Genomic DNA, 12444 nt, shown 5'->3' with positions numbered 1-12444 from the left:
CCTTGATTCCTGATATTCACATGATTATGTTCTGTATGCCCTCTCCTTATGTAAGAAAACAGGACCGTATCGATTCGTTTCGGGTACAATAACGTTGAAAGGAGTCGGTATTAATGCAACGAAAATGGAAAATTGGATTGGCATCACTTTTCACAGGCTACTACGCGGTCAGCTACTATGCCTTCAAACGAATGACGCGGGGCAAACGAAAGACTCCGGAGATGTTACTCGCTCCATATACGGACGAAGATCGCAACTTTTATCATGACGTACCGTTCGAGCATGTCTCGATTCAATCTCGTGATGAGTACCGCCTCTACGGGCGTATCTATCGGAATGAGGGGTCAACAAAATGGATTGTGTTCGTACATGGATATACCGCATCACATAGTTTCATGGCCCCTCACCTCGCCATGTTCCACCGTCTTGGCTTTAACCTGCTTGCCGTCGATTTACGTTCACATGGGGAGTCCGAAGGAATTTATGCCTCATATGGTTTCCATGAAAAAGTCGATATGATCGACTGGGTGGACTGGTTGAAGACAGAGGAAACAGTCGATCAAGTCGGGCTTCACGGCGTCTCGATGGGAGCGGCCACCGTCTTGCAGACGACTCCGCTCACGAAAGTCGACTTCGTCATCGCAGAATGTCCATTTGACGATATGAAACAATTGATGCGTTATCAATTGAAAGAGTTACACCATATCCCAGCCGAGCTCATTTTACCGGGAATCGACTATTTCCTTTGGTCTCGTGCCGGGTTCACGATGAGACAAGTCCAACCGAAAAAGGCCGTCACGGAAACGACGACCCCAATCCTATTCGTACATGGTTCAAAAGATGATTTCGTCCCGACGTGGATGTCGGTCGAAATGAATGCATTGAACCGGAAGAACGACTTGGTATTGATTGATGGCGCAGAACATACCGATTGCATGATCAAGGACGCTCCTGCGTATGAGGAGGCGGTCACTCGCTTTTTGCATCGACATGGATTGGACCGGCAATCAAATCAAGTAGCACATGTAACACCATGACCGGCCAAAGGACACCCATCCCTAAATATAGGATACCTAGTCCGAATCCAACGATCCCTGTCGTGAAGACTCCCTTTATCCCTTGATAGGCATGGGCCACACCGAAAAGGGCGCCCCCGATTAAGGCGAGAGTCACATCCGGGACCTCTATATAGAGGGAGATCGTGTATAGCAGGACTCCTCTGAAAATGAATTCCTCGGTCACGCCTGCAGTGACCGAGACGGCACCCCACGCTTGTTCCTCAGGTTTTGTCCGAGGGAGGAGCAGCTTCTCTAAATCGAGCTCATAGTAAGGGCGTAACACATTTCGGAGACGTGCTGAAGTTTTTACCAACAGATAAAAGACGAGCGCCACGGTGACCAGGATGCATGACAAGTAAAAGACTTGCCATGCCTGTTCGTTCCCCGCTTCTGGTCCGAACGTCAATCCGACTTTTGATGGCGGTACTTGAAATAAAAAGATGAGGGCAACAATCAACAAGGTCAGCCCCCATGCCGATTTCACGGTTTGTTCATATACCCATGCCCGTCCTCTCGTTTCAATCAAGGGACGAATCAATTTGGCATTGAAGATTTGAACGATCAGCATGTAGCCGATAATGGCTGTAAAAATCAAACGTTCAAGCATCCATATCCACTCCTGTCCTTCCTCTTAGCTATATGCTACACTATTCGGGTATTGTCTAAAAGCTAGGAGGCGGTATCTTGAAACGTATGATGCTGCGACTGACCGGTTTCATTATTGTGCTCGTGCTTTTGCTCGGGGCAGTCGGCTGGCTCGGTCAACATGATAAAGTGAACAATGGATTGTATCGAACCTATTATGGAGAGAACGGTGTTCCGAACACGCATCTGGCCGTCTATCAAGACGCTGCTGAAACATATGACGTGGACTGGCGCCTACTGGCTGCCGTTCACCGTGTAGAGACCATCTTCTCACACAGTTCGTCGATGCGTTCGTCTGTCGGCGCGATCGGACCTTTTCAATTCATGCCCCGTACTTGGCTCGGTTGGGAATATGATACCGATGACCAAAAAGGCGATGTCCCAGAAGACGAAGTGGATTTGACGGACCTTGCCTTGATTGAACAGTATGGCGGACTCGGTCGCGACGGGAACGGCGATGGAAAAGCTGACCCACACAGTCTAGTTGATTCTGCGCACACGGCGGCGTATTATTTAAGTGAAAAAAATAGAAAAAAGACAGATTCAGTCACATCCGTCCGAAACGCTATCTTCGAATACAATCGAAGTGAGCAATATGTCAATGATGTCATGACGTACTTCGAGAACTATGAATCAAGCGTGACGTTCATGCCTGATGAGCGTGATACGCTTAGTCAACGAGTTGCTTATTACACGATTCGATATGTCGAGTGGTTTAAATCGCTCGGCTGATGCTTACATGAAAAAGTGAGGAATGGAAATGAACACGCATGTAGAAGAAGTAACCATCCGCGTCAAATCAATCTTCAATGAAGATAAAACGAAACGCTATATGCGAACGTATGAGTTCACCGATGTGGAGGATGGCGTCATCTGTGCCGTCATCATTTACTCGCCGCGGATGAGCGATGCCTTTTTGTCCGGCACGACGACACAGCGTGCTTATATGTTGATGCAAAATCATTTGTCACAACCGATTCGAGAAATGCGGGTCATCAGTCTCGTCCCGACACTCGCCATCAATGACAACCTTCCATACGTGGAGTCTCAACTCGATGAGACGAACTACCATTACGTCGAAGAGACGTTACAAGAGGTAGAAGCAAGCGGCGGGATGATCATCGTCGGTTGGGGGTCTCCAGGTCGCTTGATGCACCACGCGACATCTTACAAATCGCTCTTTGCGGATTATGAAGCGAACATGTATTGCATCGGTACGACAGCAAAAGGCGAGCCACAACAGATTCGAATGGCAAACGAGAATACCGTTCTCGAGGCGTTCAACAACGAATCGGTCAAACCGAAGTTTCGCATCGTGAAAGAAACGAAAAAAGACGACTCTCCGTGAGTCGTCTTTTCATATGCCAATCCAAATGGAAAGACCGAACAGTATGAAGAATATACCGGACCACATGTAATCCGACGGTTTGATGTCAATCCGCTCATAGACGGTCCGTTTTCCACTTGTGAAACCTCTCGCCTCCATGGAGAAGGCGACCCGTTCCGCCCGTCGGATTGAACCTGCCAACAGTGGAAGAAGGAGTTTCGGTACATGTCGAATCCGTTCCCATTTCGTATCGAGCGGAACGCCGCGAAGACGATGCGCGTATTGAAGCTGATACATCTCCCGTTGCATCAACGGAAGGAAGCGGAATCCAACGAGCGCGCTATAGGCAATCGTCGGCGAAAGCCTCGCCTGTTGCATCAAACTCATGACGAAACGTTTCGAATCGGTCGTCAACATAAAGAGGAGCGACAGTACGGTGAATGCCAACACACGTAGACTAAGAGACATGGCGATACGTGCCTCTTCTTTTGAAATGTCTTGACCGAGAAGGGTTACCCACGTCTCTCCCCCCAGCTCCTTCCCAAACACGAGCGTCGTCCAAAACGTCCCGAGTGCCGTGACGAGAAAAGGAATCAAAAACAGGCTCCACTTCTTCCATGAAACGTCCGTCGCCAGTAATTGAATCGTCAACGTACCGACAATGATGACGAGCGGGGTCCACGGGTTATAAAACAAGGCCAGCCCGAACATGATGATCGTCATCGTCCCAAACTTGATCGTCGGATTCATATCATGGAGTGACATCGTTGCCGTCCTCCCGCTAGTCGATAATGACGAAGTCTCTCCGTGTCCCCCCAAAGCTCATCCCCGAATGGTCCTGAGAGTTCCCCATCCTTCATCAAATAGAACGTATGGGCGATATTGGCGAACGATAAGTCATGGGTCACGAACAAGATCGTCTGTCCCTTTGCCGCATGTCGCTTCATCAAAATCTCTAGTGCATGGAGTGACGGCTCATCCTGACCTGCCGTCGGTTCATCGAAGGCAAGCAACTGTTTGTTTGAGAGTAACTGAATCCCGACGGCGAGTCGTCGCTTCTGTCCATGACTGAGTGACAATGGATGGAGGACTCGTTTGTCCTCGAGGGTTAGCTCATACAATACGACATCAATCGATTCCTCATGACCAAACTGTAGCTCTTGCTCGACCGAGTTCATGAAAAATAAGTGTTCCGGAGATTGGGGGACGAGTCCGACCCGGCGATCAGACTCCGTCAAACTTCGTAAAAACATCGACTTTCCACTCCCATTTGGTCCTAATATGGCAATCACTTCCCCGATCCGAGCTTTTAGGGTCACCCCTTTTAATCGAAATGAGTCACGCTCCACCTCGTCGACCACGTAATGCTCGACTGCTTGTCGTGGCGCAGGCGACGGGTTGAATGTAAAATCATCGACTGCTTGAAACGGTTCGTTCCGTACAATCCGTCCTTGGTCGAGTTCGAAAAAAAAAACAAAAAAGTCTCCCCACAAGTGCGCGCGATGTTCGACAACGATGACGTTCACGTTGTCCAAGTGATCGAGCCAGTCGACAAATCGATTCGCGGTCACTGGATCAAGGTGTGTCAACGGCTCATCGAGAAGCAACCATTCCGGTTGTCCGACCATGGCGCAAGCGACGGCGATCCGCTGTTTCTCCCCTCCTGACAAGGAATCGATGTGACGATTTCGGTAATCGGTCAGTTGGAGTGACTCGAGAATCTCCGTCACGCGCTGATCGATGACCTCGACCGGCGTCTGCAAATTTTCGAGTGTGAAGACGAGTTCCTCTTCCACCCGTTCCATCACGAACTGCGTGTCCGGGTCTTGGAATACCGTCCCGACCCGCTGATTGATCTCGCCTGGTGCGTAGTCGTCGTGTGAGCGTCCCAGTAGTTCGAGTCTGCCTTCCAGGATCCCATCACAATTCTCTGGATAGAGACGATTTAACAGCGCGAGCAGGGTCGACTTCCCGCTTCCGCTCGCTCCTGTCAAAATCGTGCGTCCAGGTTTTATGGATAGTGACACATCTTTTAAGATGGTGTCCAGACTTTCGGGGAATCGGAATGAAAGCGATTCTGTCTCAACCATGGACGTTCCCACTCCGAGCGATCGCATAGCCACGAAGCGACCCCGTCTTGAGCAACAGGTCACTGAGCAACTTCCCACCGATTCCTGCGATGACCATGCCGCTGACCGCGCGCAGCCCGAACATCGTCGCCACATATCCTGGTTCAAGCATCGCAAATCCGCTCATGAAGTAGGTATACACGAAACTCGTAACGGCCGAGCCAAATCCAGCTAGCATGAGAACCCATAGCTCATATCGACGATAGCCTGTCATCGCAAAGACAGCTTCAGCCCCAAGACCTTGGACGATGCCGACCAAGATGATACGTGGTCCGATCGCATTTCCAATCAACATCTCAATCGTCGCTGCCATCACTTCCGAGATGAAGGCAACACCCGGCTTCCGGATGATGTACGCCGAGATGATCGACACGATGAACCAGATACCGAAAATCCATTCATAGGCGATCGGCCCGATCAATCCCGCCCATAAGTTCCCTATATGGACGAACAGTAAGTAGACGACGGCAAAGACGACAGACAATACGGAGACGAGAACGACCTCTTTCAATTTCCACGATTTAAGCATGTCGTCCTCCATGTGACGGACTGTTCACACTGAACGTCACCGTCATAACGACGTGTCGATTCTTCTCGCGTGTCCGATTGAACGCCGCCTCATAATACGAAAACACATCATCCAAGTTCCCATGAATGCCTGACGCGTAGTGCATGGAGTCATTATAGACACCCGCCTGTTTCGCTTGCTCGATTTCATCATAGATGAGATCCATATAGTTCTCCGCCCCCATCGGATAAAGCGCGAACTGTGACGAGACATACTGTTCTCTTGAAATTCCATTCAGTGGTTGTGGTGGTGCCTCGAGCACCTCATCCCCTGCCGAATCTCCCGGACATCCGACAGAGAAGGTTCCGCTCATCGAGACATGGCGTCCTTCCTCCGAAGCCAGGCTTAAGACGGTCCGTGCGACGTCGAACACGTGCTCGGCGCGACCTCGGATCACGGTCGACACGTCATCCGTATGTCGCCACACACCCGTCATATTCGTTCCTTTCAATGCCCCTTTGATCGTCCCGACAAAGTCATCTGTCATCGGGCTAAGCGTGAAGCGAAATCCGACAATCGGACTCGTGCCACATGATTCATTCATCTTGTCTCCCCCTCTATATGAATTTGCATAAAAAAAGCCGCATTCATGAGAATGCAGCAACAAAATCTATACAAACTTGCATAGAGAAAGTGCCGCACTTCCTCACGCCAGTATTACCTGGATCGAGTTATAAGGGATCGGAGCCATGCTCACATCTCAGCCGAAGCACCCCTAGTGCAGTCATTGATATGCGGTTACTTATGCAGTCACAGTATAGCGATGTTTCGTCAGTTTGTAAACGGTCAATCTGAATAGGTGACGAGTTGGCCAGTACCAGGAAGTGGGTCATGGAACGAATCCCACTCCGCTACCATCTCCTCATCCGTCAACAAACAGGCGTCAAGTGATTGCTCGACCGCATCCCGGTCCATCCGTTGACCGATAAGGACCAATTCGTTCTGTCGGTCTCCGTACGGCTCGATGTAGTCCTCGCGCAGTTCCGGTTCTGAGGAGAACATGGCCTCTCGTTCACTCTCGGGAAGGGTCGCTAACCAACGACCGGCATGTTCGAGCGTCGATGCGTATCCGGCCTGGGAGAAGAGACAGGCAAGGTCGTTCCGTGACGCGATCCACAAGAAGCCTTTGGCGCGGACGATTTCTTCAGGGTAATGCTCCATCCAATTCATCAAACGCTCAGGGTGGAACGGTCGACGACGACGGTAGACGAACGAGCTGATGCCATACTCTTCCGTTTCCGGCGTATGTTCTTCTGCCTCAAGTTCTTGAATCCATCCCGCCGCACGCATCGCCTGATCGAAATCGAACAACTGGACATCGAGTAGATCGTCTAACGCAACGTCGGAGTACGTTGAAGTCAATAATCGGGCGCTCGGGTTGAGTGTCTTAAGTAGCCCTTTCATCTCCTGCAGTTCCGCTTCAGACACCCGGTCTGCCTTATTCAACACGATGATATCCGCAAATTCGACTTGATCGACGAGTAGGTCGACGACTTCACGGACATCTCCTGTATCGACGGCTTGTTGACGTTCCATGAGCGATTCACCAGAATTGAAATCTTTGAAGAAACGATACGCATCGACGACAGTGACCATCGCATCGATATAGACACGGCTCGTCAAATCGATTCCGAGCGTATCATCGGCATACGTGAATGTCTGCGCAACGGGAATCGGTTCAGAGATACCAGAAGACTCGATGATGATGCCATCGAGGTCGCGATCCTTTGTCAACTCATAGACCGCTGTCAGCAAATCCTCGCGGAGGGTACAACAGATGCACCCGTTCGAGAGTTCGACTAATTTTTCATCGGTACGGGAGAAACCACCCTGTTCAATCAATTTCTCATCGATATTCAACTCACTCATATCGTTCACGATGACCGCATATTTTTTATTTTCCCGGTTATGTAAGATGTGGTTGAGCAGTGTCGTCTTACCGCTACCAAGATAACCCGAGAGTACTGTAATTGGAATTCGTTTCATGATAATCCTCCATTAAATCGTAATGATTACTTTTTATATATTGAAACGACTTATCTTTTTTAACAACAAAAAAACACGCCATATGGACGTGTTTTGAAAAACATACTCTTATTCTTCCAACGCTTTTCGTTCTGCTTCCGAGCGAGGATAGGCGTTCGCTTGCCACTCCGCTCGATAGATGGAGTCGAGTTGCGTCAACCCGACCTCATCCTCGTCCTTGTCAGAATCGACACTCGGCACCTCGTCCCATTTCGGGTCGAGATAAGAATGATCTTCTTCCCGCGATCGATTTTCTTGCAACTTTTGAATCCCCATCTTGACCGCTGCCGCAACTGCCAACCCAATACCCGCTCGAACTAACAGTCGTTTCACCATTGCATGTCCTCCTCAACGCCCAAAGCGATAAAGCGGCATCCCTTTCACCTCTGTATCGATGATAAATACCGATCCAGCATCCGGATATTCGGCTAACGCTTCCTCATCCATCCCCTCACGAGCCGTCGTGATGGCCAATCGATTGAGTCCATCCCCGATAAAGGCGCATGATGTAACATTCGGTGCCGGAACGTGAACTTCTAACAGTTTTTCACCGGTTGATGGATTCCAGCGAGATACTTTACCTCCAGCGTAATGCGCGATCCATAAACACCCTTCCGTATCTGATGTCATACCATCTGGGAAGCCATCCTCGTCTGCGAAATCGATGACGACCTTTCCATTTGATAACGTACCCGCCTTCAAATCAAAATCATATTGGCGAATCGTTTCAGTCGGTGTATCGATATGATAAAAAACGGAATGGTCAGGAGACCACGTCAACCCGTTCGAAAGTGTGAGCTCATTCATGAGTGTCGTCGTCGTACCATCCCGATCGATACGATACAATGTCGCTTGATTCTCTTTGTCTTCGAGATGAAGCGTTCCGGCGAAGATTCGACCGTATGGATCGGCTTTTCCGTCATTAAACCGCAATTGACCGTCCGGATCATCCAACTCGACAATCTTCTTCAAGTCCCGATTGATCTCATCCCATTCATAAATGCCGTCCTTCAAGCCGAGGACAACCCCATCCGTCACTTTTGGAATAACGAAACCGACCTGTTTTCCGACTTCAAAGGACGAGATTTCATCTTCACGTTCGTCATACCACCATAACGTATGACCTTCGATATCCACCCAATAGAATCGCTTCAGCTCGGCATCCCAACACGGACCTTCACCAAGCGTATTCCGTACACGAATCCACAACGACGCATCTACTTTCTCCATCACTTAGCCTCCACTCTATCCATTAGTTCAGAAATCTATTCCCCTCTCGCATCGGGACTATGCATGAATCCAGAAAATCGTGACGGATTTTGATTGTCGTCCGTTCAGTTTGCTATAGTCAAAGCAGAGAGGATGTGAAAGGCTTGTCTAAATGGGATGAACGATTTAGTTCGGAAGATTATGTGTATGGGACAGAGCCAAACGAGTTCTTACGGAAATGGGTCACGTCTCATCAACCTGAAAGAAAACGTGTATTGGCCATCGCGGAGGGCGAAGGTCGAAACGCGGTGTGGCTCGCCACGCTCGGCTTTGAAGTCGAGATATGGGACGTTTCTATAGCAGGGATCGACAAAGCGAAACGCTTGGCGACGTCACGAAACGTATCCATTCAGACGAAACAGATCGACTTGAATGAAGCCGATTGGCCAAACGAGGCGTATGACATGGTCATCTGTATCTTTGGCCACTTTCCTCCACATGTCAGAGAAAAGGTGTTCACGGGTATCCAACAAACGCTTCAACCTGAAGGTTTGTTCCTGAGTGAAGTCTACTCTACACATCAACTCGCTTACGGGACAGGTGGACCAAACGACGCCTCACTTCTTTACACCGAAGAGATGTTCCACCAACTAGAGGACGATTTCGTACCGCTCGTCTTACATGAGACGGTCGTCTGGCGAGAAGAAGGCACGCTTCATCACGGCGAATCTGCTGTGATTCAATATGTCGGGCAAAAACGGTAAACGAACGGCCTTTTCGTTTAAACGAGCCCAGTTTTATGGACTGAGTAACTCGAATTCTATTCGGCAATCAGATGGCTCCGGTATTGCTCCGGGGTCATCTCTTTTATATTCCGCTGTTTGTGTTCGTTGCTGAAAACAATTCTGTATAGGAGTGTCACAAAGCAAAGAAGGCTAGTCATTTATCACGTATCCTTCGCAGTCATATAGATTGATGTTTTACGACAATGGTGAATCTTCGGCGCTCTGAACCGCTCACAATACCAATTGAAAATTATCTACTTACAAGAAAATATCTAGTTTCTCATTTTATAAATTGAATAGGAATGAATGTTATCTTTCTTAACCAAAATACAGAGATAAACACTTATTCTTCATAAATTACTGATTGTCTAATGAAAGTGCCATTGAGATGAATTAGATCATCATTATGGAAAATTGTTAGTGATTATACAAAAGGTTTTTCATAATATTTGGCATTGGTAAAATTACAACTATGGTGTAAAATTACACTAAAGCAGTACATACTGAAATGAGAAGGGGTATTTCCATGAAAATGATTAAAACATTTAGTTTTTTTTTTTTGTTAGTCTCTATATTTGTTTGTTATTTGAATTTTACCGACCAGGATGATAAAGGCCTATTATTCTTTTTCTTCGGATTAGATCCAATCCTATATCATATGGTTTACAGTGAAACATTTCGAAGTTTTATATTTGATGAATCAGCTGACGAAATTTTGTGGGGAGGCTATCTTCTTCGAGTGACAATCGGCTTGTTTTACGGTCTAACTCTAGATTTCATACTGTATCGGGTAAAAAATAGGAAGAAACATAAAGGAGGAAAGTGAATGAAGAAGCCTTACTTGTTATTGGTTATCAGCCTTCTAACAGCAACAATATTGTGTGTTTTTGGTCAAGGGATCGCCTACTTTTTAAGTGATCACGTTGTTGATACCTATCCGATTTACTATCTTACAGGGTTGACCATCTTAGGATGGATATTATATTTGTTAAGTTTCATCATGTTCTTGATGTTTCGTATAGTTTTTAAGATAAAAGACTCTAACTATATACAGTATCAGGGATTTATCATGATTGGATTTATTTCGGCACCGTTTGCTGTTAGTTGGTCATTCTTTGTCGTTGCCATGTGGTGGGGTTAGGTTTTACTTATGATGAATTATAAAATTAAGTGCAACACTCAAAAAAAAACACAAAAAACCTTGACGCTTTCCTTTTGTCGAATGAAGTTATCACACAAATATTCAGACGTAGGAAATCTCATGAGCCACACCACCTTACCACAATAAAACGTGTGAAGTAGAGACCTATCTGGAGCTCGGAATGTCCATCCGGTCCATCTCAAGACGGGGCCGCTACGAGAAGTCGAAGGCCAATTGTGACGCAACGACGAAGCTCGACGACAAGACGCGCCGGGCGAACATCGGGAAGCTGCGAGCGAGCTAGTCGCCGGAACAAATTGTCTTCTCCACCATCTATCGTTAGATCAATTCGAAACGAATCGACTTGCCACGACCGTGCTCCACCAAAAAGGGAAACGTCAAAAACCCTGAATGAGCACTTTTTATCAAGTGTCTATCATTCAGGGTTCAGTTCAATTTCCCGGAGAGGCCATTTTTTTCTTCGCGCCTTCGACGTTCATATGCTTACTGCGGAGTTGTCCACATGCCGCATCGATGTCTGTCCCGTGCTCGAGACGGACACCAGTGTTGACGCCACGTTTTTTCAAGATATCGTAGAACGCCATGATGTCCTCAGGCGTGCTTCGCTCATATTGGATGTGCTCGTTGACCGGGTTATATGGAATCAAGTTGACGTACGACTTGTCTTTGATGTCTTCGATCAAGTCGGCGAGTTCTTCCGCATGTTCCGGCAAATCGTTCACTTTCGAGAGCAGGATATACTCGAATGTGATTCGTTTATTCGTCTTCTCGACGTAATAGCGAATCGACGGCATGAGTTTATCAAGCGGGAACGCCCGGTTGATTTTCATGATGCGAGTACGTAATTCATCGTTTGGCGCATGTAGAGAGAGCGCCAAGTTGATGCGTAAGTCGAGGTCTGCGAACTTGTAGATCTTATCCGCGAGACCACTCGTCGACACGTTGATTTTACGCGGAGCAATCGCAAGTCCACGCTCATCTTTGACGACAAGCAAGAAGTCGACCAAGTTGTCGAAGTTATCGAACGGTTCACCGATTCCCATAACGACGATATGGCTGACGCGGTCCCCTTCACCCTCTTCATCGAGGAAGTGTTGGACGGTCATGATCTGCTCGACGACCTCACCCGCCGTCAAGTCACGTGTCTTTTTCAACAAGCCGCTCGCACAGAAGCTACAGCCGATGTTACAACCGACCTGAGTCGTCACACAGACCGAACGTCCGTATTTGTGACGCATGAGCACCGTCTCGATGTAGTGCCCGTCATGTAATTTAAGTAAGAATTTGACCGTCCCGTCGCCCGCTTCTTGTTTGACGAACAGTTCTTGTGTTGAGATGACATATTTCTCTGTTAAGTAATCACGCACCTCATCACGTACATTGAGGTCGTCCATCGATTTGACCCGGTCGATGTAGAGCGAGTCCCAAACTTGACGTGCGTGGAAAGCACCGTATCCCGCTTCCGTACACTCGTTTGTGAGTTGATCGAACGTCAACCCGTATATAGATGATTTCATTGTAATCTGTCCTTTCTCT

At 48.0% G+C, this 12444-nt stretch carries 14 protein-coding genes and 1 riboswitch; of the genes, 5 read left to right on the top strand and 9 right to left on the bottom strand.

Annotation, left to right across the window (positions count from 1 at the left end; translation table 11 throughout):
- Nucleotides 1-113: 113 nt before the first annotated feature.
- Nucleotides 114-1037: an alpha/beta hydrolase gene (locus BBB58_RS09250; protein WP_074036960.1), complete on the top strand. Its 924-nt coding sequence runs from the start codon at nt 114-116 to the stop codon at nt 1035-1037.
- Here the strand turns inward: BBB58_RS09250 and BBB58_RS09245 are convergent.
- Entirely contained in the window at nt 970-1665 is a 696-nt protein-coding gene (locus tag BBB58_RS09245; protein ID WP_074036959.1) for a CPBP family intramembrane glutamic endopeptidase, read from the bottom strand. The genes BBB58_RS09250 and BBB58_RS09245 overlap by 68 nt on opposite strands.
- Before the next feature lie 86 nt (nt 1666-1751).
- On the opposite strand from BBB58_RS09245, the gene BBB58_RS09240 reads away from it, so the two are divergent.
- Together BBB58_RS09240 and BBB58_RS09235 are read left to right on the top strand one after the other, a co-directional pair.
- Nucleotides 1752-2435 (top strand): lytic transglycosylase domain-containing protein, encoded by a 684-nt coding sequence (locus BBB58_RS09240; RefSeq protein ID WP_074037920.1) that lies wholly within the window; start codon nt 1752-1754, stop codon nt 2433-2435.
- Nucleotides 2436-2463: 28 nt separating this feature from the next.
- Nucleotides 2464-3051: a DUF1643 domain-containing protein gene (locus BBB58_RS09235; protein WP_012726384.1), complete on the top strand. Its 588-nt coding sequence runs from the start codon at nt 2464-2466 to the stop codon at nt 3049-3051.
- A 9-nt stretch (nt 3052-3060) separates the two neighbouring features.
- Here BBB58_RS09235 and BBB58_RS09230 read toward each other — a convergent pair whose 3' ends face one another.
- The 7 genes from BBB58_RS09230 to BBB58_RS09200 all read right to left on the bottom strand — a co-directional run bounded on the left by BBB58_RS09230 (nt 3061) and on the right by BBB58_RS09200 (nt 8982).
- A complete protein-coding gene (locus BBB58_RS09230; RefSeq protein ID WP_074036958.1) occupies nt 3061-3795 on the bottom strand; it encodes an energy-coupling factor transporter transmembrane component T family protein in 735 nt (244 codons plus the stop codon).
- The gene (locus BBB58_RS09225; RefSeq protein WP_084543072.1) at nt 3777-5147 is read right to left on the bottom strand and encodes an ABC transporter ATP-binding protein; all 1371 of its coding nucleotides are present in this window, start codon (nt 5145-5147) and stop codon (nt 3777-3779) included. Before BBB58_RS09225 ends, BBB58_RS09230 begins: the two co-directional genes overlap by 19 nt.
- Entirely contained in the window at nt 5113-5688 is a 576-nt protein-coding gene (locus BBB58_RS09220; RefSeq protein WP_074036956.1) for an ECF transporter S component, read from the bottom strand. The genes BBB58_RS09225 and BBB58_RS09220 overlap by 35 nt, the downstream gene beginning before the upstream one ends.
- Nucleotides 5681-6271, bottom strand: a complete 591-nt coding sequence (locus tag BBB58_RS09215) for a YkoF family thiamine/hydroxymethylpyrimidine-binding protein (protein ID WP_074036955.1) — start codon at nt 6269-6271, stop codon at nt 5681-5683. Before BBB58_RS09215 ends, BBB58_RS09220 begins: the two co-directional genes overlap by 8 nt.
- Nucleotides 6272-6353: 82 nt before the next feature.
- A riboswitch (TPP riboswitch) is annotated at nt 6354-6454 on the bottom strand.
- Nucleotides 6455-6513: 59 nt separating this feature from the next.
- On the bottom strand, nt 6514-7713 hold the full coding sequence (locus tag BBB58_RS09210; RefSeq protein WP_074036954.1) for a GTP-binding protein: 1200 nt from the start codon (nt 7711-7713) through the stop codon (nt 6514-6516).
- Between the two features lie 108 nt (nt 7714-7821).
- Complete coding sequence (locus BBB58_RS09205; protein ID WP_074036953.1) at nt 7822-8088, bottom strand: hypothetical protein; 267 nt, start codon at nt 8086-8088, stop codon at nt 7822-7824.
- Nucleotides 8089-8100: 12 nt separating this feature from the next.
- Nucleotides 8101-8982, bottom strand: coding sequence for an SMP-30/gluconolactonase/LRE family protein (locus BBB58_RS09200; RefSeq protein ID WP_074036952.1), 882 nt, complete (start codon nt 8980-8982; stop codon nt 8101-8103).
- A gap of 143 nt (nt 8983-9125) precedes the next feature.
- Between BBB58_RS09200 and BBB58_RS09195 the strand changes: the two genes are divergently transcribed.
- On the top strand, nt 9126-9725 hold the full coding sequence (locus BBB58_RS09195) for a class I SAM-dependent methyltransferase (RefSeq protein ID WP_074036951.1): 600 nt from the start codon (nt 9126-9128) through the stop codon (nt 9723-9725).
- 847 nt (nt 9726-10572) lie between these two features.
- A complete protein-coding gene (locus BBB58_RS09185; protein ID WP_012726394.1) occupies nt 10573-10887 on the top strand; it encodes a hypothetical protein in 315 nt (104 codons plus the stop codon).
- 452 nt (nt 10888-11339) lie between these two features.
- On the opposite strand, the gene rlmN is transcribed toward BBB58_RS09185, so the two are convergent.
- Nucleotides 11340-12425, bottom strand: coding sequence for a dual-specificity RNA methyltransferase RlmN (gene rlmN, locus BBB58_RS09180; RefSeq protein WP_074036949.1), 1086 nt, complete (start codon nt 12423-12425; stop codon nt 11340-11342).
- Between the last annotated feature and the right edge of the window lie 19 nt (nt 12426-12444).

This window comes from Exiguobacterium profundum, assembly GCF_001909285.1.
In the GTDB taxonomy this organism is placed as follows: domain Bacteria; phylum Bacillota; class Bacilli; order Exiguobacteriales; family Exiguobacteriaceae; genus Exiguobacterium; species Exiguobacterium profundum.
The sequence above is the reverse complement of the archived record's forward strand: the minus strand, read 5'-3'. Positions and strand labels throughout refer to the sequence as shown.

Excerpts from the sequence above, each read along its gene's own strand:
- BBB58_RS09250 (WP_074036960.1), top strand. The coding sequence starts at position 114 with ATGCAACGAAAATGGAAAATTGGATTGGCATCACTTTTCACAGGCTAC.
- BBB58_RS09245 (WP_074036959.1), bottom strand. The coding sequence starts at position 1,665 with ATGCTTGAACGTTTGATTTTTACAGCCATTATCGGCTACATGCTGATC.
- BBB58_RS09240 (WP_074037920.1), top strand. The coding sequence starts at position 1,752 with ATGATGCTGCGACTGACCGGTTTCATTATTGTGCTCGTGCTTTTGCTC.
- BBB58_RS09235 (WP_012726384.1), top strand. The coding sequence starts at position 2,464 with ATGAACACGCATGTAGAAGAAGTAACCATCCGCGTCAAATCAATCTTC.
- BBB58_RS09230 (WP_074036958.1), bottom strand. The coding sequence starts at position 3,795 with ATGTCACTCCATGATATGAATCCGACGATCAAGTTTGGGACGATGACG.
- BBB58_RS09225 (WP_084543072.1), bottom strand. The coding sequence starts at position 5,147 with ATGCGATCGCTCGGAGTGGGAACGTCCATGGTTGAGACAGAATCGCTT.
- BBB58_RS09220 (WP_074036956.1), bottom strand. The coding sequence starts at position 5,688 with ATGCTTAAATCGTGGAAATTGAAAGAGGTCGTTCTCGTCTCCGTATTG.
- BBB58_RS09215 (WP_074036955.1), bottom strand. The coding sequence starts at position 6,271 with ATGAATGAATCATGTGGCACGAGTCCGATTGTCGGATTTCGCTTCACG.
- BBB58_RS09210 (WP_074036954.1), bottom strand. The coding sequence starts at position 7,713 with ATGAAACGAATTCCAATTACAGTACTCTCGGGTTATCTTGGTAGCGGT.
- BBB58_RS09205 (WP_074036953.1), bottom strand. The coding sequence starts at position 8,088 with ATGGTGAAACGACTGTTAGTTCGAGCGGGTATTGGGTTGGCAGTTGCG.
- BBB58_RS09200 (WP_074036952.1), bottom strand. The coding sequence starts at position 8,982 with ATGGAGAAAGTAGATGCGTCGTTGTGGATTCGTGTACGGAATACGCTT.
- BBB58_RS09185 (WP_012726394.1), top strand. The coding sequence starts at position 10,573 with ATGAAGAAGCCTTACTTGTTATTGGTTATCAGCCTTCTAACAGCAACA.
- rlmN (WP_074036949.1), bottom strand. The coding sequence starts at position 12,425 with ATGAAATCATCTATATACGGGTTGACGTTCGATCAACTCACAAACGAG.